Origin of the sequence: Streptomyces diacarni (assembly GCF_003323715.1) — a bacterium.
GTDB classification, from domain to species: domain Bacteria; phylum Actinomycetota; class Actinomycetes; order Streptomycetales; family Streptomycetaceae; genus Streptomyces; species Streptomyces diacarni.
On the sequence record NZ_QOIN01000046.1, the window covers coordinates 304385 to 324692 of the forward strand.

Consider the following 20308-nt stretch of genomic DNA (forward strand, 5'->3'; position numbering starts at 1 on the left):
CATGCCCGGCCCGACGCACGACGACCAGCACGACGGGGAGCCCTTCATCCCCGGACGCCCCGGGCCGAAGCCGCCCCCGCTGGAGGAGCCCACCGAGCCGCGCGAGCCGCTGCCGCCCAAGAAGGACCAGTCGGGCCCCGAGGTCTACACCGCCACCGGCGAGCACCTCGACGCCGACCCCACGGTGCGGGCGCAGAAGGGCAGCAGGCTCACCAACGCGCAGGGCACCCGGCTCTACGACACCGACCACTCCCTCAAGGCGGGGGAGCGGGGACCCGTCCTGCTCCAGGACCACCACCTGCGGGAGAAGATCACCCACTTCGACCACGAGCGCATCCCCGAACGCGTCGTGCACGCGCGGGGCGCCGCGGCCCACGGTGTCTTCCGCGGTTACGGCACCGCCTCCCAGGTCTGCAAGGCGGCCTTTCTCGGCAAGGACGTCGAGACGCCCGTCTTCGTGCGCTTCTCCACGGTGCTGGGCAACCGGGGTTCGGCCGATACGGTGCGCGACACCCGGGGCTTCGCCACGAAGTTCTACACCTCCGAGGGTGTCTTCGACCTGGTCGGCAACAACATCCCGGTCTTCTTCATCCAGGACGCCATCAAGTTCCCCGACGTGGTGCACGCCGCCAAACCGCACCCCGACCGGGAGATCCCGCAGGCGCAGAGCGCCCACGACACCTTCTGGGACTTCGTCTCGCTGCACACCGAGGCCACCCACCACACCCTGTGGAACATGTCCGACCGGGGCATTCCGCGCTCCTTCCGGACGATGGAGGGTTTCGGCGTCCACACCTTCCGGCTGGTCGACGCGGAGGGCGGCACCACGCTGGTGAAGTTCCACTGGAAGCCCAAGCTCGGGGTGCACTCGATGGTGTGGGAGGAGGCCCAGATCACGGGGGGTATGGACCCCGACTTCCACCGCCGGGACCTGGCCGACGCCATCGAGGCGGGCGCCTTTCCCGAGTGGGAGCTGGGCATCCAGACCTTCCCCGACACCCCCGAGCAGACCTTCCGGGGCATCGACCTGCTCGACCCGACCAAGATCGTGCCGGAGGAGTGGGCACCGGTGCAGCCGATCGGGCTGCTGGCCCTCACCGCCAACCCGTCGAACTTCTTCGCGGAGACCGAGCAGGTCGCCTTCCACCCGGGACACCTGGTGCCGGGCGTCGACATCACCGACGACCCGCTGCTGGCAGGGCGCCTCTTCTCCTACATCGACACCCAGATCACCCGGCTGGGCGGCCCCAACTTCGCGCAGATCCCCGTCAACAGGACGCACGCCCCCGTCAACGACATGCTGCGGGACGGTCTGCACCAGAGCGGCGTGCACAGCGGGGTGGCGCCCTACCAGCCCAATTCCCTCGACGGCGGCTGCCCGTTCTTCGCGGGCGCCGGTGAGGGCGCGTACGTCGAGACGCCGGTCACCGTGGAGCGGGCCTCGAAGGTCCGAGAGTCCCCCGCCTCCTTCGCCGACCACACCAGCCACCCGCGGCGCTTCTACCTCAGCCTCAGCGCGGTGGAGCGCGAACACGTCATCGCCGCGTACACGTTCGAGCTGAGCAAGTGCTACGAGGACGCCATCAAGCAGCGCAACCTGCGCGTACTGGCCGACATCGACCCTGGCCTGTGCGCCGGCGTCGCTGCCGGACTCGGCCTTCCCGCGCCCGAGCCCTCGGCGCCCCTCGCCGACGTCGAGCCCAGCCCGGCGCTCTCCCAGCTCGGCCACACCTGGCCGACGGACGGCCGGGTCCTCGGCATCATCGCCGACGAGAACAGCGATCTGGCGGCCCTGAGCAGCCTCCGCTCCACCGTGCTCGACAGCGGCATGGTGCCGCTCGTCATCGCTCCGCACGGCGGCGAACTGACCGGCAGCGGCGGCCCCGTCGTTGCCCAGCGGACCTTCGCCAACGCCCGCTCCGTCGAGTTCGACGCGGTGCTGATCGCCGGGGCGCCCGGCATGGGCGCCGACGCCTACGGCGCGCGGGACGTGAAGGCCGCGCAGAGCGCGGGCGGCGGCAACGTCGACCCCCGCGTGCTGCTGCTGGTCTCCGAGGCCTACCGGCACGCCAAGGCGCTCGGCGCCTGGGGCGGCGGCGCGGACGTGCTGGCCGCCGCCGGATGCCCGCAAAGCGGAGCGGGCATCGTGGTGGCCGACGACCCGCAGGCCGTGCTCGCGCAGGTCACCGAGTTGCTGGGAGCGCACCGCGTCTGGGACCGCTTCCCGCCCGGCAACACGGTCAGCTCCTGACCCTGTGCCCCTCCCGGGGGCGTCACCGGTCTGGCCGGTGACGCCCCTACGACGGTGACCCCACCGTCCACGACACGCGGCGGGCGGTGCCGATGCGGTCGTCGGCGCCGCCCGCCGCGTGCCGTCACCCCCGCCGTATCTGGAGGAACACCATGAGCCCCGAGGCCACCGGCAACCAACCGACCGGCAACCAACCGACCGGCGGACACCCCGCCGACAAGCACCCCAAGCCGGAGTATCCGCAGCAGGATCAGCGGCATCCGGGCGACACGGAGGAGATGGAGCCCCGCCCCGACCACGGTGAGCGCACCTACCGTGGCAGCGGACGGCTGGCCGGGCGGTGCGCCCTGATCACCGGCGGCGACTCCGGCATCGGGCGCGCCGTCGCCCTCGCGTTCGCCCGCGAAGGCGCCGACGTGGCCTTCAGCCACCTGCCCGAGGAGGAGAACGAGGCGCGGGAGACCGCACGGCTGGTGGAGGACGCGGGCCGCCGCGCGGTCGCCGTCGCCTGCGACATCCGCGAGGAGGCCGAGTGCCGCCGCCTCGTGCAGCGGGCGGCGGCCGACCTCGGACGGATCGACGTGCTCGTCAACAACGCGGCCTTCCAGATGGCGCAGTCCGACGGCATCGACGGCATCTCCACCGAGCAGTTCGACCGGGTGATGCGCACCAACCTCTACGGGATGTTCTTCATCACGAAGCTGGCGCTCCCGCACATCCCGCAGGGCGGTTGCATCATCAACACCACCTCGGTCCAGGCCTACCAACCCAAGCCGCACCTGCTCGACTACGCGATGACCAAGGGCGCCATCGTCACCTTCACCCAGGGCCTGGCCCAGAACCTCGCCGAGCGCGGCATCCGCGTCAACGCCGTCGCGCCGGGGCCCGTGTGGACGCCGCTGATCCCCTCGACGCTCCCGGACACCAGCCAGTTCGGCGCCAAGAGCCTGCTCCAGCGGCCCGCCCAGCCGGCCGAGATGGCGCCTGGCTACGTCTACCTCGCCTCCGAGGACGCCACCTACGTCACCGCCGAGATCCTCAACGCCACCGGCGGCACCCCACTGCCTTGAGCAGGCGAGGACCGCTCCGTGCGCGGACCGGGCGGGCTCACTCGTGCGGTGAGCGACGCCGCCCAGCCGCGTCGCAGCCGGCGGAGGCGTCCGTGTCCGCGGGCGTCCTCTCCGCCCCTGGACGGGAGCGGCGGCGGTGGCTGGTGTCGCACCAGGGGTAGGCGCGGCTGCGGCGGCAGGTGCACAGCGCCACCATGAACCGGTCGGACGTGACCGTGCGCCCGTCGTCGAGGGTCACCTCGAGCGGGCCCTCGACGAGGACGGGGCCGCCCTGTTCGAGGGTCACGCGTCGCACGGGCCGCGCCTCACGGCTGTCGGGAGGCGGACCGCTCTTCCGGTTCGGGGCGTTCTCGTGCGGGGACGAGGTCGGCACGGATGACCACCAGTTCCTCGTGTCGCTGTCCGGGGGAGATCAGTTCCTGCTGTTCCAGCCACCGCGCGCGGGCGCGCAGTACCGGGCCGAAGGGCTGGGTGCGGCGCGCGGTCACCGCCGCGTCGAGACCGGAGCCGCGCAGCATCTCCAGCGTCCGGTCGGGCCCGCACAGTTGCGAGTGGACCATGAGCAGGACGCCGTTGTCCGCGAGCAGCCGCGGTGCCGCCTCGCACAGGCGGTCCACGAACCTGCGCCCGTCGCGTCCCGCGTTCCAGGCGCGGGCACGTCGCCCGAAGCCCTGTCCTGACCCCGCGTACGGCACGTACGGCGGGTTCGCCGTCACGAGGTCGAAGCTGCCGGTGGCGCGCTCCAGGAAGTCACCGCGGTGCGCGCGGACGGGCAGGCCCCGCAGCCGGGCGTTCCAGGCGGCGGCCAGGGCGGCGCGCGCCGAGATGTCCACGGCGTGCACCTCGCGGACGCCCAGGCGAGCGCCCGCGAGCGCGACCACGCCCGTGCCTGTGCACACGTCCAGCATCCGCGCGCCCGGGGGGAAGGGCGCCCCCGCGAGGGCTTCGAGCAACAGTTCGGAATCGCCCTGCGGGGCGTACACCCCAGGCGGTCTCAGGAGCCACACGCATCACGAAGTACCAGGAAGAATCCTCTTCAAACGTCGGCCGCCCCCGATGAACTCGCCCGACTCCGTCGCGCGCCACACCCGCGCCAGCAGAGCGCGCAAATCTGAAAAAACGGTGCAAATATGGACGCCGGTGTGCGCGCACGCGCACCGATGCGGCGACCGGGAGGCACGGCAGTGGACGGTCCGGCTCGGGCGGAGCCCGGCACGCGGTCGGCGGGAGCGGCGTTCGCAAAGGTCCGCGCGGTCGCGGACGCCATCTGTTACGAGGGCTACCTGCTCTACCCCTACCGCCGCTCCTCGCCCAAGAACCGGGTGCGCTGGCAGTTCGGCGTCCTCGCGCCGCGCGCCTGGGTGGAGGCCGACGGACCCGTGCCGCCGAGCGTCGCCGGAGCCGCCGAGTCCTGGCGCCAGCACACCGCATGCCTGGTGGAGGCCGGCCCCGGAGCGCTGCTGCGCGTCCGGGTGCGGTACCTCCAGGTGCAGGGCAAGCGCGTCGAACGCCGGGTCAGGACGCGGGACGGGGGCGGGGAGGACGCCTGGGAGGCCGTGGAGTCAGCCGACCTCGGTGGCGAGCTCCACCTCTCCTTCGACGAGGCGGTGGAACACGAGACCGACATCGAGGTCGAGCTGGCCGACCTGCTCGCGGGAGAGCGGACGTTCCCCGTCGGCGCGCCCGGCGGTGCGCAGACCACCGACCTGACCGGCGCGGGCGACCTGGCCGGCGCGGGCGGCGAAGCGCTCCGCGTCGTGAGGCACCGCCGCCCGCTCGCGGCCCGCACCACACTCTCGGCGCACCCCCTGGCCGACCGCCCCGGAGCGCACCGCCTGAGCGTCCGCACCGAGAACACCGGCGACACCGTCCCGGCCGGCACGCCCCGCGACGAGGCGCTGCGGCACTCCCTGATCGCGACCCACACCCTGCTGGCCGGGGAGGGCGTCGAGTTCGTCTCCCTCATCGACCCACCCGCCTGGGCCGCGGCTCACACGGACACGTGCCGCAACCTGCACACCTTCCCCGTGCTGGCCGGAGAGGAGGGCACGCGGCGGATGATGCTCTCCTCGCCCATCCTCCTCTCCGACCACCCGCAGATCGCTCCGGAGAGCCCCGGCGACCTGCACGACGCCGCCGAGATCGACGAGATCCTCTCCCTGCGCACGTTCCTGCTGACCGATGAGGAGAAGCGGGAGGCCCGGGCCACCGACGCGCGCGCGGCCGCCATCCTCGACCAGGTCGAGAACATGCCCCGGGAGGTCTTCGCGCGCCTGCACGGCGCGATCCGCTCGCTGGAGCCCGCAGGGGACTTCACCGCCCGGACCTCGGCAGCGACGACGCCGGCCGCCGCCGAGCCCCCACCGGACGGCGACGACCCGGTGCCGGCGCGCGCGACCACGCCCTGGTGGCAGGAGGGCGGCGACGAGGGGATCTCACCGTCGACGGACAGCGTGCTGGTCGCGGGCGTACCGGTGCGGCGCGGGCACCGGGTGGTGCTGCGGCCGCGGGCCCGGGGCGCGGACGCGCACGACATCTTCCTCGCCGGCCGCACCGCGCAGGTCGCGGGCGTCTTCCACGACGTGGACGGCAGCGTGCACCTGGCCGTCACCCTCGACGACGACCCGGCGGCCGAGGTGAACGCCTGGTACGGCCGCTACTTCTACTTCCGTACCGACGAGGTCCATCCGCTGGACGCCGACGCCTCCGCGCCCGACGCCTCCGCGCCCGACGCCTCCGCGCCCGATGCCTCCGCGCCCGACGCCGGTGCTCGTCGCCGCCCCGACGAGAAGAGGTCCGATGGACGCCATCGAGCTGTTGAAGCATGACCACCGGATGGTCGAGCAGCTCTTCCGCGACTACCGCGCGGCCGCCTCGGCCCGCCAGCGCCGCGCCGTGGTCGAGACACTCGTCCGCGAGCTGTCCAAGCACGCCGCACTCGAGGAGCTGATGGTCTATCCGCTGGCCAAGAAGGTGCTGGCGGACGGGCAGCAGGAGATCGGCGAGCATCTGGCCGAGCACATGGGTGTCAAGAAGACGCTTCTCGCGCTGGACCAGCTCCCCTCCGCCGGGAGCGGCAGCAGCACCTACCCGGACGGGTTCGAGGGCGGCGAGGGCGACGCGCGGGTCATGGAGCGGACGACCGCGCTGATGACCGAGCTCCAGCAGGAGATCGAGGAGCACGTGGTCGAGGAGGAGGGCCGCATGTTGCCCAAGCTGCGCGCGGCCCTCGACCAGCAGGCTCTCTACGAGCTGGGCCGTGAGCTGGAGAAGGCCAAGCGGACCGCCCCCACCAGGCCGCATCCCGGCGCCCCGGACCAGCCACCGGGGCTGGCGATGGCGGCTCCGGTCGCGGCCGTCTACGACCGACTGCGTGACCGGCTGCAAGGGAGGCCCAGAACATGACGATCGACAGCGGCACAGCCCGCGCAAGTGAGCACCCGACCGGGGCCGACCGGCGGCAGGGCATCGGGGAGATCGACATTCTGTGGATCTCCGAGGGCATGAGCTGCGACGGGGACACCGTCTCGATGACGGCCTCGGGGCAGCCCGCCATCGAGGACGTCGTACTGGGCCTCGTCCCCGGCCTGCCGAAGGTCAATCTGTACAACAAGGTGCTCTCGCCCACCCTCGGTGGCGAGGACTTCCTCGCTCCGTTCCGGGCGGCGGCCAAGGGCGAGTCGCCGCACCCGTTCATCCTCGTCATCGAGGGCTCGATCCCCAACCAGAACATCATCGAGGGCGACGGCTACTGGACCTCCTTCGGCAACGACGAGGAGACGGGCGAGCCCCTCACCCTCAACTGGTGGCTCGACCGGCTCGCGCCGCGGGCCTGGGCGGTGGTCGCGGCGGGCACCTGTGCCACGTACGGCGGCATCCACGCGATGGCGGGCAACCCGACCGGGTGCATGGGGCTCGCGGACTATCTGGGCTGGGACTTCAGGTCCGAGGGCGCGCTGCCGATCGTGAACGTGCCCGGCTGCCCGATCCAGCCGGAGAACTTCATGGAGACCCTCACCTGGGTGCTCTATCACGCGGCCGGCGCTGCCCCGCCCCCGCCGCTGGACCACATGCTGCGGCCCCAGTGGCTGTTCGGGAAGACCGTGCACGAGGGCTGCGACCGTGCGGCGTACTACGAGCAGGGCGACTTCTCCAAGGACTACAACGCGCCCAAGTGCCAGGTGAAGATCGGCTGCTGGGGCCCGGTCGTCAACTGCAACGTGCCCAAGCGCGGCTGGATGTCGGGGGTGGGCGGCTGCCCGAACGTGGGCGGCATCTGCATCGGGTGCACCATGCCGGGCTTCCCCGACGCGTTCATGCCGTTCATGGACGAGCCGACAGGCGGCAGCCTCTCCTCGATCCTCATCAAGCCGTACGGGGCCTTCATCCGCCGGATGCGCGGCCTGACCAACATCGCCGTCAACCAGGAGCCGAAGTGGCGCCACGACGGCCCCGAACTGACCAGCGGCTACGACCCGCACTGGCGCGCCTGAGCGACCGCCACCGCGTACTCCCTCACGACCACCACCGCCTACCCCCCCCTGACGACCGACGAGGTAAGGACTGACATGACGGCAACCGCGGCCCGGCCCCAGGCGGCGCGCAAGACACCGAACGTGGTGGACATGTCCTGGGACCCGATCACCCGGATCATCGGCAATCTCGGGATCTACACGAAGATCGACTTTGCCAACCGCGAGGTGACCGAGTGCCGCAGCACCTCGTCGCTGTTCCGGGGCTACTCGGTGTTCATGAAGGGGAAGGACCCGCGGGACGCCGGTTTCATCACGAGCCGGATCTGCGGCATCTGCGGTGACAACCACACCACCTGCTCCAATTACGCGCAGCAGATGGCGTACGGGGTCAAGCCACCGCCGCTGGCCGAGCACATCACCAACCTCGGCGAGGCGGCCGAGTACATGTTCGACCACACCATCTTCCAGGACAACATGGTGTTCGTCGACTTCTGCGAGGCGATGGTCAAGCTCACCAATCCCGGTGTGCTGGCCAAGGCGGAGCAGACCGCCTCTCCCCGCGGGCACATCCACGGCTACCGCACCATCGCGGACATCATGCGGGCCTTCAACCCCTTCGAGGGCGCGGTCTACAAGGAGGCGCTGCACGTCAGCCGCGTCACCCGGGAGATGTTCTGCAAGATGGAGGGCCGCCACGTCCACCCCTCCACGCTGTATCCGGGCGGCGTGGGCACCATGCCGGAGCCGACGACCTTCACCGACTACCTCACCCGGCTGATGAAGATCCTCGACTTCGTCAAGAAGTCCGTCGCCATGAACGACGACGTCTTCGACTTCTTCTACGAGGCGCTGCCCGGCTACGAGGAGGTGGGCAGACGCCGCACCATGCTCGGGTGCTGGGGCGCCTGGCAGCACTACGAGACGTGCGACTACCGGTACGAGAACATGAACACCTGGGGCAAGGCGATGTACGTCACCCCGGGCATCATCGTCGACGGCGAACTGGTCACCAACAACCTCGTCGACATCAACCTCGGCATGCGCATCCTGCTCGGCTCCTCGTACTACGAGGACTGGGTGAACGAGGAGCCGTTCGTCACCCACGACCCCCTCGGCAATCCCGTCGACATGCGCCACCCCTGGAACCAGACGACGGTCCCGGCACCGCAGAAACGCGACTTCGACGACAAGTACAGCTGGGTGATGAGCCCCCGCTGGTTCGACAAGAAGAGCGGCGAGCACCTCGCGCTGGACACCGGCGGCGGTCCGCTGGCCCGGCTGTGGTCCACCGCGCTCAACGGTCTGGTGGACACCACCTACGTCAAGGCGACGGGACACAGCGTGAAGATCACGCTGCCCAAGAGCAGCCAACTGCCGGAGATGACGCTGGAGTGGAAGATCCCCAAGTGGTCCAACACCATCGAACGCGACCGGGCGCGCCCCTACTTCGTCGCCTACTCGGCCGCCATGGCCTTCGAATTCCTCGACCGGGCCATGGAGCTGGTCAGGGCCGGCGACACGAAGATCTTCAACGACTTCGAGCTGCCCGAGGAGGGCATCGGCTGCGGCTTCCACGAGGCGGTCCGCGGTGTGCTCTCCCACCACCTGGTGATCAAGGACAAGAAGATCGCCAACTACCACCCGTACCCGCCCACCCCCTGGAACGCCAGTCCGCAGGACCACTACGGCACACCGGGCCCCTACGAGGACGCCGTCACCGGGCAGCCGATCTTCGAGGAGAACGGCCAGGACGACTTCAAGGGCATCGACATCATGCGCACCGTCCGCAGCTTCGACCCCTGCCTGCCGTGCGGCGTGCACATGTACCTGGGCAGGGGCAAGGAACTGCGGCAGATCCACTCACCGACCTTCGGGGCGGCGGCCACCGGAGCCGGCCATGGCTGAGGACCAGGTGACCGTGCCAGGGCACCGGCTGGCTGACGCGGACGTCGAAGCGCGCCTGGCACGCCTCGACGAACTGCTCGAACGGGTCGAGAACGTGGCGGGACCCACCGCGGAGGCCGCCCTGGAAGCCGTACGGGGACTGACGCAGGTCTACGGCGAGGCCCTGGCCCGCGTCCGCGACCTGGCAGGGCCCCGGCTGACCGGCGCCCTCACCGACGACCGGCTGCTGCACCACCTGCTGGTGCTGCACCAACTGCACCCGGACCCCGTGGAGCAGCGCGTCGCCGACGCCGTCGAAGGCGTGCGGCCCGTGCTCGCCCAGCGCGGCGCCGACGTGGAACTCGTGGGCGTCGAGGCGGGCGTGGCCTCGGTACGGGTGACGGCCAAGGGGTGCGGGACCTCCGCGTCCACCGTCGAGGAGGCCGTACGCGAGACGCTGCTGGCGGCCGCCCCGGAGCTGACCGCCGTCCGGTGCGTGGCGAGCGAACCGGCACCCGCGTTCGTCCCGCTGGCGGACATGCTGCCCACCGCCGCACCGGCCGCGGGGGCGTCGTGACCTCCGGCGCGCTCGCCCGGGCGATCCGCACGGCTCAGCGCGGTGGCCCGGCGCCCGACACCGAAGCCTGCGACCTGTGCGGCGCCCCGGTCCCGGCCGACCACAGGCACCTGCTGAACACCGGCACCGACGGTGGGGGAGAGGACCCACCGGCCGGTGAGGAGGGAGCCGGGGCGGGCACGGGCGGGGAAGGGCCCGCGGGCGGGCACATGCTGTGCGCCTGCCGGCCGTGCTCGGTGCTGTTCGCACGGGAGGCGGCCAGCGAGGGCCACTACCGGCTGATCCCGCAGCGGCGCACGCGTCTGGAACCGGTATCGACGGCCGCGTTGGGGGCGCCGGTCGGGCTCGCCTTCTTCGTCCCGCACGCCGACGGCGGCATCCACGCCCACTACCCGAGCCCGGCAGGGCCGACGCGGTGGGAGCCGGACCCCGAAGCGTGGCAGGGCACCGTACGGCAGTGCCCGCCACTGGCGACACTCGCCGCCGACGTCGAGGCCCTGCTCGTCAACACCGTGCAGGACCGGCGGCAGCACTGGATCGTCCCCATCGACGACTGCTTCCGCATGGTCGCCGTCGTCCGCAGGGAGTGGCGCGGCCTCACCGGCGGCAGCCGCGTGTGGCCCGAGATCGACAGGTTCTTCGCCGAGCTGACCGAACGGCCGGGGTGACGCCCCGGAAGCAACAGCCAAGAAGGAGGGGCCCATGGGCCGCATCAGGGTCGGAAAACCCCAGGTGAAACCGGACACTTCGACGCACGTCTTCGGCATCCACCAGGGCAACAAGGGGCCTTACCGCCACCAGCCCGGCCACCACAAGGACGGCACAGCGGATGCCAGGCGCTCGACGGGCATCCACTGGAAGAAGCACAACGCCATCATGAAGATCATGCCGAACATCTCGCCCGGCTGAGGAGCAGCACCATGCGCACCACGCAGCGACGACGTATGCGACCGACGGACACCGTGGCCACCGCGGCGGCACCCCACCGGCCCTGCTGGGCACGACGCGTGCTGTTCGCCCAGGTCGCGGTGGTCGCAACCCTCGTCGCGGGCATTCTCGTGCGGGAACTTCCCGGTGCGGTGCGGGAGGTGCGGATCTGGCGGATGATCGGCTTCGGCGCCGGATCCCGACACCCCCGCTGACCCAGCCCGGTCTCCCTGGCTCAGCCCTGTCCGCCTGACCGCCCGCCCTGCCGCCTGGCCGCCCGCCCGGCCCGCGTTCCGGGCCGGTGGGCGTCGGGAGGACACGAGGGGGTACTCCGTCGTCGTCACAGCCGTCGTGGCGGTGGCCGCGGCCGGACCGGGGCGGCGCGGGACTCCCGACACGAGTGAGGGGGCAGGGGCGTGAGGGCGAGGGCCGACCACCGCAGGACACCGACGCTGGTGGTGACGAGCCTGCTGCTCGTCGCCGGATGCGGCGCGCACGGCACCTCCCAGCGGTCGGCGCCCGAGGTCGCCGTGCTGCGCACCGGAACGCCCGTGCGCGAACCGGTGTGGTCCGGCGAGGAGAAGGCACTGGTGGCGCTCGCCGACAGGTCCCGGCAGGTCGTCAGGATCGATCCGCCGCGCGCGTTGGCCTCCGACTCGCCGCGCACCGCACACACCACGCGCTCGCGGACCTTCTCCGAGCTGGGACGGAACCTGGCGCTGCCCCCGGGTGACGACGCGTCGGGCGAGGCCTACGTGGCGCTGCCCGACCGCGACCGGATCGCCGCACTGGACGTCTCCGACATGCGCACCGTGGAAACCCGCGAGGCCGGTGACGCGCCCTCCTACCTCGCCACCGATACCGGCCCCGACCTGGCACTGGCGCTCTCCGCCGACGGCAGCACCGTCAGCGGCACCGCTCTGGGCGGCAAGCCGGGCGGAGCCGACGACGTGGTGACCTCCCGGCGCGTCGGCCTCGGGCCCACGGGGGAGATCGACGGCCCGGACAGGGGGCAGCAGGTCGAGTACTACGCCGTCGCACCCGACCGTCTCACCCACTACAAGGGCTCCCGTTCGGACGTACGGGAGACGGGCAGCCTGCCGCTGAGGGCCGAGAAGACCACGGGGGACAAGACGAAGGTCTCGCGGCTCTACGTCGCGGAGAAGGGCGGCGACCGGCTGCTGGCCGTGGACGCGAAGCGCTCCGGCAAGGGCCTGCACGTCGTGGCGAGCCGCCACATGGGGCAGCCGGTGCGCCACCTGGACGCGGACGAGAGGCGGCTCTACGCGGTGACCGACTCCCGCCTCGTCGTCCTCGCGACGCACAGCTTCACCGGCTTCGAGGACGGTAGGTTCGACGTCGTCGACACGGTCGACTACCGGTCGGCGCTGGACCGCCCGGAGTTGCGGAAGGCGCCGGTCTCCGGCATCGCGGTGGGCGGCGACCGGGTCTACCTCACCCTCGAAGGAGCGCCGTACACCCTCAGCATCGCCAAGCCGAGCCTGTGACGGACACGACGACAACCACGCCACGGCCACGAGGGAGGTACCTCGCCATGGACAACGACCGGCACGTCGAGGCCGCCGCCGACGTCGGCGCAGTCCCCGCGCCGTACCCCCGGCCGGTCAGCGGCATCACGGCCGATCTGGACCGGGCCTTCGCCGTTCTGCGGCAGTTGCGCGAGCTGGCCGGGGACCCGGCGGCCGCCCGGGACGACGAGAGGGTGTACGACTTCAGCATCCGCTGGGGGACGCTGCTGAGCGGACGGCTGGAGCGCCTCGCCCACTACGCGGCACGCGGGGAGCTCACCGGCGAGCAGGCGAAGCGCTACCAGGAACTGCGCGCCCGGCTGCGGGACGCCGCCTCGTCGGCCGCGCGACTCGACCTGGCCGACCCCGGCGTCGTCCCGCGGCTCACCCTTCCGGGTGCCCCGGGCCCATGAACTCCTCCTGTCCCATGAACTCCTCCTGTCCCATGAACTCCTCCTGCCCGAGTGTCACCCCGGTGCGCGGCAGCGGGCACGCGCGGTTGGTGCAGCGCAGCGCGACCAGATAGGCGTCTGTGGCCTCGTCGAGGAAGAGGAAACCGAGGTAGAGCGCCTCGCCCACCTCGAAGCGGTCGCGGCGGCAGTGCGGGCACCGCAGCTTCCTGTCCCGCAGTGCCCGTCGCACGCGTTCGCGCTGCCCGGCGTCCAGGACGGTCAGCTCCGGCCGGATGTCCCGCACCACACGCTTGCCCTCGGTCCCGTGCGGAGGGCCGTCGTCCCGCCGCCGGCCCTCGCCCCTGTGCCGGCCGGCCTCTCGCTGCCGGCCGGTCTCCTGCCGCCGGCCGGTCTCTCGCCGCCGTCCTGCGGCTCGCCGCGCGGTGGTCATCACACCTCCACGTCCTTGTCGTAGAAGACGTTGTCCTCACGCCAGCCGCCCATGCCCTTGCCGATGCACGCGTAGCCGGAGACGAACTCGATGCGTTCGATCCACTTGGCCATCTTGAAGCCGACCTGCGTCTCCACCCGCAGCCGCAGCGGTGCCCCGTGCTTGATGGGCAGGGGACCGCCGTTCATCTCGTACGCCAGCAGTGTCTGCGGCTCTCGGGCCAATTCGAGGTCGACGACCTCGTAGAACTGTCCCGCCCCCTCGGCGCTGGGCTCGTCGCGTCCGGTGTCCTGCATGGTCAAGAAGCACAGGTGCCGTGCCTGGGGCAGCGGGCGGACCATCTCGACCACCTCGCGCAGCGGCACGCCGCCCCACTCACCGATGCTCGACCAGCCCTGCACGCAGTTGTGCAGCACCCGCTGGCTGTGCGGCTCACGCAGCGCGCGCAGATCGTCCAGCGTCAGCGTCATCGGGCGCTCGACCAAGCCGCCGATCTCCAGCCTCCAGTCGGCGAAGTCGTGCACGGCCATCAGCTTGTACTCGGTGCTGCACGGCGGCTTCCCGTTGACCCGGTGCTCGACGGAGAGCTTGGAGCGCGCGTAGTCCTGGTGGGAGATGAGCCGCCGCAGCGCCAGGCGCCGGAAGCTGTTCACGATCCGGCCCAGCCCCTGCTGCACCCTGCGCGGGCTGCGGAGGCTGACGACGGTCGCGCCGGCGTGGACCAGGACGACGCCGGCAGAATGCCCAGCGACAGCCACAGCGCCGCGTTCAGGTCGCGGACCTCGCCGAAGATCATCAGCGCGTTGAGCTCCGGCCACCCCCAAGAGATGATCATGGTGAGGTGGACGGCGAGGAAGACCAGGAACGCCACCAGACCGAGGAAGTGCAGGCTGCGCGCCGCCTGCCGGCCCCCGAACAGCCGCACGTAGCGCGGGAAGCGGGCCTCGACCGCCGGTGACTGCGCGGCGCCGGTGAGGATCTGGAACGGCGCCAGCAAGAAGATCACCCCCGCGTACGCGAGCTTCTGCAGAGCGTCCAACGGCTGGCCGGGCAGCAGCGGTGGCAGATCGAAGCTCAGATACGTCATCAGGTCGTCCCAGGCCGTCGGGAAGACCGACCACGACGTGGGGACGTAGCGCAGCCACTGCCCCGTGGCGAACAACAGTACGACGTACACCAGCCCCGTCAGTATCCAGCCGATCACGCTGACGAAGTGCCAGTGCCGCCCCATCCCCAGCTGCTTGTGCCCCGGCAGCGAGACGATCGACGCATAGCTCTCCTCCTCGTCCAGCGTGTCGTAGAGCTTGTCCTTCGGCATCCGCTTGCGGGTGAAGCGGGCCCACTCCGTGCCCGGCCGGCTGTCATTGCGCCAGTACAGCTTGGGATGCGTCGCGATGATCTCGATGCCGCTGCGGATCAGCAGGGTCAGGAACAGGACGTTCAGCCAGTGCTCCACACGCAGCCACACCGGGAAGTCGAGCTGTTGCACGGGCCTCTCCTTGGCGATCGACGGCGGGGCGCGAGGTCGGTGGTGCGTGGTGGGTGCAGCAGTGAGGCATCAGTGGCGTATCAGTGGTGCCAGTGCCTCGTGTCCGGGACGGCCACGTTCATGCCCGTGAGGACGGAGACGTGGAGGGCGAGAAAACCGCCCGCCAGGATGAGCGAGACGGTGCCCAGGGGATAGTCCCAGCGCCCCTGCAACTCCGGCAGCCCGGGCAGTCCCGCCACGCGGCCGACCAGATACCCGGCGGCCGACACCGCCGAGACCAGGCTGCCCAGCACCCACCCCGCCCGGGTCAGTGCCCGGCGCGCCCCCGCCACCACGCCCACCGCGGCGAGCAACGCGCCGGACGCCAGCACCACCAGGCAGGCCGCCACATAGCCGGGACGGTCGGCCGGATGGCCGGCGACCGCCTGGTGGAGGCGGGCGGCCGCCGTGCCGAGGAGCAGCAGGGCCCCGGCGCCGCTGGTCAGCCGGGGCAGGTCGAAGGCGAAGTACCGGTAGAGCCGGAGCAGCTTGCCCACCCCGGAGTACCGGAGCGCGGCGTGCGGCCGCCCCCGTCCGCCTGACGTCTCGGCACGGCCCGTCTCCACCATGGGCGGCGGGTCACCGGGCGGCGGTGAACCAAACGGAGAAGTACCGCGTCCTCGCCCGGAACTCATGCCCCACCGGGGCCGTCGGACGGCGGGTCCCCGGGCGGCGGACGCTGGTCGAACTCGACCGTGACGGTCTCGAAGTCCTTGAAGGTCTCCGTGGTCGCGTAAGAGGTGTACGCCTTCCGGTCGGCCCAGTTCAGCCACACCCGGTCCGTGAACGGAGTCAGCAGACTGCGCGGCCACAGCCGGTGCGTGCGCACCACGCTCACCTCCGCCGCCAGGACGAAGATGAGAGCGCCGAGATAGATCCAGCCGAGCAGACCGAGCACGATTCCGAACATGCCGTAGGTCGCGCTGGCACCCCGCAGCACGCTGGTGGCGTAATAGCCGCCTCCCCACTGGAGCACCTGCCAGGCGCAGGCCGCCCCCAGGGACTCGACCCACAGCCGCCGCAGCGGCACCTGATGGTGGGTGAGGAAGGTGTAGGTGGCCAGCAGCAACGCCGTGTTCACGGCGACGGCCACCGCGGTGATCGCCGTCCGCAGCCCTGTGCCCAGCTCCGTGCCGAACGTCTGCGACTTCGAGGCCGCCACCGACAACAGCAGCGTCACGCACAGCCCGGCCGCGACCGTGGTCAGGAAGAACACGCCCTTCAGCCGCGACCGGAACGGGTTGTGCCTCAGGTGCCGGGGCACCGCCCATATCTTGTTGAGGCTGTACTGCGCGGCCTGCGCCGCGCCCAGGCTGCCGTACAGGCTCCCCATCACACCGATCGCGAGGGCGAGCCCGTTGCTGCGGAACGGGTGGATACGCCCGCGCAACTGGTCCCCGAGCACCGGGAACTCGCCGAGGACCGAGTTGATCAGCCTCTGCTGGAGGTCGGGATTGTCCTCCAGGAACGCCCCCAGGCCCGAGACGAACAGCAGCAGCACGGGAAAGATCGACAGGAAGGTGTAGTACGTCAGCAGCGCGACCAGGTAGAGGGCCTGGTCGTCGAAGACCTTGTAGACGACGGCGAGAGGCCCTCCGACCCAGCGGTGGCGCTGCTGGAAGGCGTCGATCCGCTGTGCCGTACCACTGCCCATGGGGCGTCAGCCGCCTCCTCCCAGACCGTCATCGGTATCCGCGCCGAAGCCGCCGACCTCACTCATTCACCGGCTGCCCGGCTGCCCGGCTGCGCCCGGCTCCCGCGCCGCCGATGCGCCACGCTCGCCGGCGGTCCGGCTGCACCGCCGACGTCGCTCACTCCAGCCAAGCCCAGTCGGTCCGGCTGCGCACGCGCTGCGGCGCCATCCGGCGGGTGGACCGCGAGGGCCTGCGGCATACGCGACGGGTGGAGCGGTGGGTACCGCTCCACCCGTCACCGGTTACGCAGGGTGGCCGTCACCCCTTCCGTTTCTTGCCCATCGCCAGGCCCATGACCGCAAGGCCGCACAGTGCCGCGACACCACCCGCGATCACGTTGTTGACCACGATCGACGTCGTGTCCGGCGCACCGTTGATCACCCACTGCGAGATGATCACCCAGGCTCCGAGCAGCGGCGCCGTCCACCCCAGCAGGTGCGTCCGCTCGTAGGCGGATCCGAAACCGAAGGCGAGCACCGCGAACGCCAAGCCGACGATCAGGTTGCTGACCGCCAGACTCGTCGACGTGTTGAATCCGACGACCCACGGTGAGATCGCTATGTAGAGACCCGCGAGGAAGCTCAGACCTTCCACGAGCTGTGCGGTCGGAGTGGATCCGGCCTTCTCGTACCGCGCACGCATCTCCACCAGATCGGGGTGGTGTTCAATGCTGCTGCCGGTAGTAGGCACTGCCATGGTTGTCCTCCTCCTTCCGGAGAGTGCCTGTGGTGGGCGAACGGAACTCACCCGCCAGCCGCCGGGTGAACAGTGGGCGGGCAACATTCACGGCCATGTGCCCGAATTTATGTGATTTGGGTCACATTGCCGGAGGTGGCCTCACGCTCACCCGCGCCACCCCGCTCCGCAACGTGAGGGCACGAGTGCACCATGTGGCTGCCGCGACACCGGTTGGCGTAGGCTCGCTCCCCTCCGTCACCACAAGGCCGTCACGCGCACGGCCGTCACGCGCACGGCCGTCATCAGCGGCGACGCCGGCGAACATCGTGCTGACCTCACGGGGGCGGCGGGTCATCGACTTCGGGATCGCCAGGCCCGAGCACGGGCTGACGCTCACCACCACGGGGCAGGTGCCCGTCACGCCCGGATACGGGCCGCCCGAGCAGGTGCTCGGGCAGCGCGTCGGCCCGGCGGCGGACGTGTTCGCGCTCGGGGCTGTCCTCACGTTCGCTGCGACGGGCGCGCGGGCCTTCACCGGGGAGCACGTGGCGGCGGTGAGTTACGAGGTGGTGCACGGGCAGCCGCGGCTGGACGGGCTCTCGCCCGAACTGCTCGCGCTCGTCGCGCTCTGCCTGGACAAGGACGCCGCACGGCGCCCCACGCCGGAAGACGTGGCCCGGGCCTTCGCGCCGCCCAAGGACGCGGACCTGGTGTGGCGGCGCGGCCCCCTCGCCGGGGAGATAGCCGAGCGCGAGCAGACCGCCGAGCGGATGACGACACTGCCCGCTGCGGGGGGCACCGGCAGTGCCGTGCGCCCGTCTCGGCGGCGTCTCCTCGCGGGCCTGGCCGGCGGCGGTGTCGTCGTGGCCGTCGGCGGTGGCGCTGGCGCCGGCGCCTGGTACCTGCTCGGCCGGGACGAGGACGACCCCCACGAGCGGGACGCCGAACCGCTGGCCACGTACGAGGCCGGAAAGCCTCCGTCGCCCTTGTGGGGCCCCTTCGAGGTGGTCCGCGACGAGACCCCGGCGCCGGTGCCGCTGCGTGACGTCGTGGTCGTCGCGGCGAAGGGCGGCGGCCTGCACGCGTTCGACGTGCGCAACGGCGGGCGGCGGTGGAAGGACCGCCTGTCCCTCGGGAGCGGGCCGCTGCTCGTCACCGGCGCCGAGGAACCGGTGCTGCTCGCCGCCGACCGGTCCGGCGAGATCCTCGGCCTCGGCGCCGACGGAAACCGCGTCTTCCTCTGTCAGGGCAACCTGCTGACAGCCATGCCCGTCGCCTGAACACGACGCGTTGCTCACGGCGCCTGCCGCTGGATTCGACAGCACCGGCCGGCGCCCGGCGGCTAAGGTTTGATGCCCAGGCCCGCCCACACACCCGCCTCGGCCGGGCTGACCATGCCGGGGAGTTGCGGTACGTCGTCGGTGTCGAGGTCGAGTCGCCAGTCGCAGGTGGCGGACAGACCCGGCTCGACCAGTTCCAGGCCGTCGAAGAACTCGGCGACCTCCTTGCGGCTGCGCAGCCGCACGCGCATGTTCGCCTGCCGGTATCTGTCGGCGATCAGCCGCATGCCTTCGGGGTCGAAGTCCTCGGTGGCGTGCGAGAGGGCGAGTGCGCTGCCCGAGGGCAACTCTTCCAGCAGCCGGCGGACGAGAGCCCGCGGCTCGTGGGTGTCCTCGACGAAGTGGAAGAGGGCGATCACGGTCAGGGCGACCGGCTCGGAGAAGTCCAGGGTCTCGCGGGCGCGTTCCAGGATGGTCTCGGGCCTGCGGACGTCCGCCTCCACGTACTCGGTGACCCCCTCGGGCGTGCTGGTCATCAGGGCGCGGGCGTGGGCGAGCACGATCGGGTCGTTGTCGGAGTAGACGACCCGTGCGGTGGGCTGCTCCTGTTGCGCCACCTGGTGCAGGTTGGGGACTGTGGGAATGCCGGTGCCGATGTCGAGGAACTGCCGGATGCCGCGCTCCCGCGCCAGGTGGCGCACCACGCGGTGCATGAAGGCCCGGTTCTGGCGGGCGGCGATCATCGCGTTGGGGAAGAGCTTCAGCCCCTCGACGGCCACTTCCCGGTCCGGGCTGTAGTTGGTCTTGCCTCCCAGATAGAAGTCGTACAGCCGCGCGGTGTGCGGCCGAGTCGCGGTGCCCGGGGGAATCTGCTGGCTCATGCGTCACTCCTGTGAGACCTCACGTGGTCAACCACTGTGACGTACGGCGCTGTTGAGCACCAGATCACCGCCCTGCCCGGCTCGCGCGAGCGGTGACGGTGCTGTGGACGCGCTGTGACACGAACGAGGCCCGGACCGACGTGATGTGCGTTACCGTCAGCAAGACGTGTCATAACCGGATAACGGGGAGGGTTCCCGATGGGAATGAACGGTGCCGACCTGGCGCGGCTGCGTGAACTGGCGGGGAAGTTCGACGGTGACGCGAACCAGCTTCAGGGGCTGATCACCAGCCTGCAGACCGCGTGCGACGAGAGCGGGGGCTACTGGACCGGCGGCAAGGCCCAGCAGTTCCGCTCCGAGTGGCAGAGCCTCAAGCCGACCTTCGACCGCTTCGTGGAGACACTGCGGGACGCAGGCCGGGCCGCGCGTACCAACGCGGACAACATCGACCACGCCACGAACTGACCCCCTGGGTCACGGCTCACCGGCTACGGGCCCCTGCCCGCCGCGCCGGCCTCGCACGGGCCGCAGCCAACTCGGCTGCGGCCCGCTGCCGTGCGGAGCCGCACCGCTGTGTGGCGCCGCTCCGTCGTATGGCGCCGCGCTGCTGTCTGGCGCTGCGCTGCTGTGTGGGGCCGCGCTGTCGTGTGGGGTCCGACAGCCGGCGGAGGTGTGCCGCGGTGTGGGACCG

23 protein-coding genes are annotated in these 20308 nt (G+C 71.3%); 14 read left to right on the plus strand and 9 right to left on the minus strand.

Annotation, left to right across the window (positions count from 1 at the left end):
• The first annotated feature begins 1 nt into the window (after position 1).
• Both DTL70_RS18195 and DTL70_RS18200 read left to right on the plus strand, forming a co-directional pair.
• Positions 2–2251, plus strand: a complete 2250-nt coding sequence (locus DTL70_RS18195) for a catalase (RefSeq protein ID WP_114023005.1) — start codon at positions 2–4, stop codon at positions 2249–2251.
• 152 nt (positions 2252–2403) lie between these two features.
• Complete coding sequence (locus DTL70_RS18200) at positions 2404–3321, plus strand: SDR family oxidoreductase (protein WP_114023006.1); 918 nt, start codon at positions 2404–2406, stop codon at positions 3319–3321.
• Positions 3322–3358: 37 nt separating this feature from the next.
• Here the strand turns inward: DTL70_RS18200 and DTL70_RS18205 are convergent, their stop codons facing one another.
• A complete protein-coding gene (locus DTL70_RS18205; RefSeq protein ID WP_342776501.1) occupies positions 3359–3616 on the minus strand; it encodes a CDGSH iron-sulfur domain-containing protein in 258 nt (85 codons plus the stop codon).
• A 10-nt stretch (positions 3617–3626) separates the two neighbouring features.
• Entirely contained in the window at positions 3627–4304 is a 678-nt protein-coding gene (locus tag DTL70_RS18210) for a HemK2/MTQ2 family protein methyltransferase (RefSeq protein ID WP_245979448.1), read from the minus strand.
• 201 nt (positions 4305–4505) lie between these two features.
• Between DTL70_RS18210 and DTL70_RS18215 the strand changes: the two genes are divergently transcribed.
• The 10 genes from DTL70_RS18215 to DTL70_RS18260 all read left to right on the plus strand — a co-directional run bounded on the left by DTL70_RS18215 (position 4506) and on the right by DTL70_RS18260 (position 13126).
• Entirely contained in the window at positions 4506–6149 is a 1644-nt protein-coding gene (locus DTL70_RS18215) for a hypothetical protein (protein ID WP_114023009.1), read from the plus strand.
• Positions 6121–6726 (plus strand): hemerythrin domain-containing protein, encoded by a 606-nt coding sequence (locus DTL70_RS18220; RefSeq protein ID WP_114023208.1) that lies wholly within the window; start codon positions 6121–6123, stop codon positions 6724–6726. Before DTL70_RS18215 ends, DTL70_RS18220 begins: the two co-directional genes overlap by 29 nt.
• On the plus strand, positions 6723–7814 hold the full coding sequence (locus DTL70_RS18225; RefSeq protein WP_114023010.1) for an NADH-quinone oxidoreductase subunit B family protein: 1092 nt from the start codon (positions 6723–6725) through the stop codon (positions 7812–7814). The genes DTL70_RS18220 and DTL70_RS18225 overlap by 4 nt, the downstream gene beginning before the upstream one ends.
• A 75-nt stretch (positions 7815–7889) precedes the next feature.
• Positions 7890–9701 carry a nickel-dependent hydrogenase large subunit gene (locus DTL70_RS18230; RefSeq protein ID WP_114023011.1) on the plus strand — a complete coding sequence of 604 codons (1812 nt, stop codon included), beginning with the start codon at positions 7890–7892 and terminating at the stop codon, positions 9699–9701.
• On the plus strand, positions 9694–10257 hold the full coding sequence (locus tag DTL70_RS18235; protein ID WP_114023012.1) for a NifU family protein: 564 nt from the start codon (positions 9694–9696) through the stop codon (positions 10255–10257). Before DTL70_RS18230 ends, DTL70_RS18235 begins: the two co-directional genes overlap by 8 nt.
• Positions 10254–10925: a DUF5947 family protein gene (locus tag DTL70_RS18240; protein WP_114023013.1), complete on the plus strand. Its 672-nt coding sequence runs from the start codon at positions 10254–10256 to the stop codon at positions 10923–10925. The genes DTL70_RS18235 and DTL70_RS18240 overlap by 4 nt, the downstream gene beginning before the upstream one ends.
• 34 nt (positions 10926–10959) lie before the next feature.
• Positions 10960–11166: a hypothetical protein gene (locus tag DTL70_RS18245; RefSeq protein WP_114023014.1), complete on the plus strand. Its 207-nt coding sequence runs from the start codon at positions 10960–10962 to the stop codon at positions 11164–11166.
• An 11-nt stretch (positions 11167–11177) separates the two neighbouring features.
• Entirely contained in the window at positions 11178–11399 is a 222-nt protein-coding gene (locus DTL70_RS18250; RefSeq protein ID WP_220183636.1) for a hypothetical protein, read from the plus strand.
• 201 nt (positions 11400–11600) lie between these two features.
• On the plus strand, positions 11601–12692 hold the full coding sequence (locus DTL70_RS18255; protein ID WP_147266789.1) for a hypothetical protein: 1092 nt from the start codon (positions 11601–11603) through the stop codon (positions 12690–12692).
• A gap of 47 nt (positions 12693–12739) precedes the next feature.
• Entirely contained in the window at positions 12740–13126 is a 387-nt protein-coding gene (locus tag DTL70_RS18260) for a hypothetical protein (RefSeq protein WP_114023017.1), read from the plus strand.
• On the opposite strand, the gene DTL70_RS18265 is transcribed toward DTL70_RS18260, so the two are convergent.
• The 6 genes from DTL70_RS18265 to DTL70_RS18285 all read right to left on the minus strand — a co-directional run bounded on the left by DTL70_RS18265 (position 13098) and on the right by DTL70_RS18285 (position 17474).
• On the minus strand, positions 13098–13556 hold the full coding sequence (locus tag DTL70_RS18265; protein ID WP_220183629.1) for a hypothetical protein: 459 nt from the start codon (positions 13554–13556) through the stop codon (positions 13098–13100). The two genes, DTL70_RS18260 and DTL70_RS18265, sit on opposite strands and share 29 nt — an antisense overlap.
• Positions 13556–14209, minus strand: coding sequence for a molybdopterin-dependent oxidoreductase (locus DTL70_RS33860; protein WP_220183630.1), 654 nt, complete (start codon positions 14207–14209; stop codon positions 13556–13558). Before DTL70_RS33860 ends, DTL70_RS18265 begins: the two co-directional genes overlap by 1 nt.
• Complete coding sequence (locus DTL70_RS33865; RefSeq protein ID WP_220183631.1) at positions 14206–15045, minus strand: cytochrome b/b6 domain-containing protein; 840 nt, start codon at positions 15043–15045, stop codon at positions 14206–14208. Before DTL70_RS33865 ends, DTL70_RS33860 begins: the two co-directional genes overlap by 4 nt.
• Positions 15046–15125: 80 nt before the next feature.
• Complete coding sequence (locus DTL70_RS18275; RefSeq protein WP_181860977.1) at positions 15126–15581, minus strand: oxidoreductase; 456 nt, start codon at positions 15579–15581, stop codon at positions 15126–15128.
• 134 nt (positions 15582–15715) lie between these two features.
• Positions 15716–16738: a YihY/virulence factor BrkB family protein gene (locus tag DTL70_RS18280; protein ID WP_114023019.1), complete on the minus strand. Its 1023-nt coding sequence runs from the start codon at positions 16736–16738 to the stop codon at positions 15716–15718.
• Between the two features lie 298 nt (positions 16739–17036).
• A complete protein-coding gene (locus DTL70_RS18285) occupies positions 17037–17474 on the minus strand; it encodes an SPW repeat protein (protein WP_114023020.1) in 438 nt (145 codons plus the stop codon).
• Positions 17475–17782: 308 nt separating this feature from the next.
• On the opposite strand from DTL70_RS18285, the gene DTL70_RS18290 reads away from it, so the two are divergent.
• Positions 17783–18736, plus strand: a complete 954-nt coding sequence (locus DTL70_RS18290) for a serine/threonine-protein kinase (RefSeq protein ID WP_245979449.1) — start codon at positions 17783–17785, stop codon at positions 18734–18736.
• Positions 18737–18798: 62 nt separating this feature from the next.
• Here the strand turns inward: DTL70_RS18290 and DTL70_RS18295 are convergent, their stop codons facing one another.
• The gene (locus tag DTL70_RS18295) at positions 18799–19617 is read right to left on the minus strand and encodes an SAM-dependent methyltransferase (protein ID WP_114023022.1); all 819 of its coding nucleotides are present in this window, start codon (positions 19615–19617) and stop codon (positions 18799–18801) included.
• A 198-nt stretch (positions 19618–19815) separates the two neighbouring features.
• On the opposite strand from DTL70_RS18295, the gene DTL70_RS18300 reads away from it, so the two are divergent.
• The gene (locus DTL70_RS18300) at positions 19816–20082 is read left to right on the plus strand and encodes a WXG100 family type VII secretion target (RefSeq protein ID WP_114023023.1); all 267 of its coding nucleotides are present in this window, start codon (positions 19816–19818) and stop codon (positions 20080–20082) included.
• Positions 20083–20308: the final 226 nt, after the last annotated feature.

What these genes read in the sequence shown, in the direction of transcription:
- DTL70_RS18195 (WP_114023005.1), top strand. Translation starts at nt 2, where the DNA reads ATGCCCGGCCCGACGCACGACGACCAGCACGACGGGGAGCCCTTCATC.
- DTL70_RS18200 (WP_114023006.1), top strand. Translation starts at nt 2,404, where the DNA reads ATGAGCCCCGAGGCCACCGGCAACCAACCGACCGGCAACCAACCGACC.
- DTL70_RS18220 (WP_114023208.1), top strand. Translation starts at nt 6,121, where the DNA reads ATGGACGCCATCGAGCTGTTGAAGCATGACCACCGGATGGTCGAGCAG.
- DTL70_RS18225 (WP_114023010.1), top strand. Translation starts at nt 6,723, where the DNA reads ATGACGATCGACAGCGGCACAGCCCGCGCAAGTGAGCACCCGACCGGG.
- DTL70_RS18230 (WP_114023011.1), top strand. Translation starts at nt 7,890, where the DNA reads ATGACGGCAACCGCGGCCCGGCCCCAGGCGGCGCGCAAGACACCGAAC.
- DTL70_RS18235 (WP_114023012.1), top strand. Translation starts at nt 9,694, where the DNA reads ATGGCTGAGGACCAGGTGACCGTGCCAGGGCACCGGCTGGCTGACGCG.
- DTL70_RS18245 (WP_114023014.1), top strand. Translation starts at nt 10,960, where the DNA reads ATGGGCCGCATCAGGGTCGGAAAACCCCAGGTGAAACCGGACACTTCG.
- DTL70_RS18250 (WP_220183636.1), top strand. Translation starts at nt 11,178, where the DNA reads ATGCGCACCACGCAGCGACGACGTATGCGACCGACGGACACCGTGGCC.
- DTL70_RS18260 (WP_114023017.1), top strand. Translation starts at nt 12,740, where the DNA reads ATGGACAACGACCGGCACGTCGAGGCCGCCGCCGACGTCGGCGCAGTC.
- DTL70_RS18265 (WP_220183629.1), bottom strand. Translation starts at nt 13,556, where the DNA reads ATGACCACCGCGCGGCGAGCCGCAGGACGGCGGCGAGAGACCGGCCGG.
- DTL70_RS18280 (WP_114023019.1), bottom strand. Translation starts at nt 16,738, where the DNA reads ATGGGCAGTGGTACGGCACAGCGGATCGACGCCTTCCAGCAGCGCCAC.
- DTL70_RS18285 (WP_114023020.1), bottom strand. Translation starts at nt 17,474, where the DNA reads ATGGCAGTGCCTACTACCGGCAGCAGCATTGAACACCACCCCGATCTG.
- DTL70_RS18295 (WP_114023022.1), bottom strand. Translation starts at nt 19,617, where the DNA reads ATGAGCCAGCAGATTCCCCCGGGCACCGCGACTCGGCCGCACACCGCG.
- DTL70_RS18300 (WP_114023023.1), top strand. Translation starts at nt 19,816, where the DNA reads ATGGGAATGAACGGTGCCGACCTGGCGCGGCTGCGTGAACTGGCGGGG.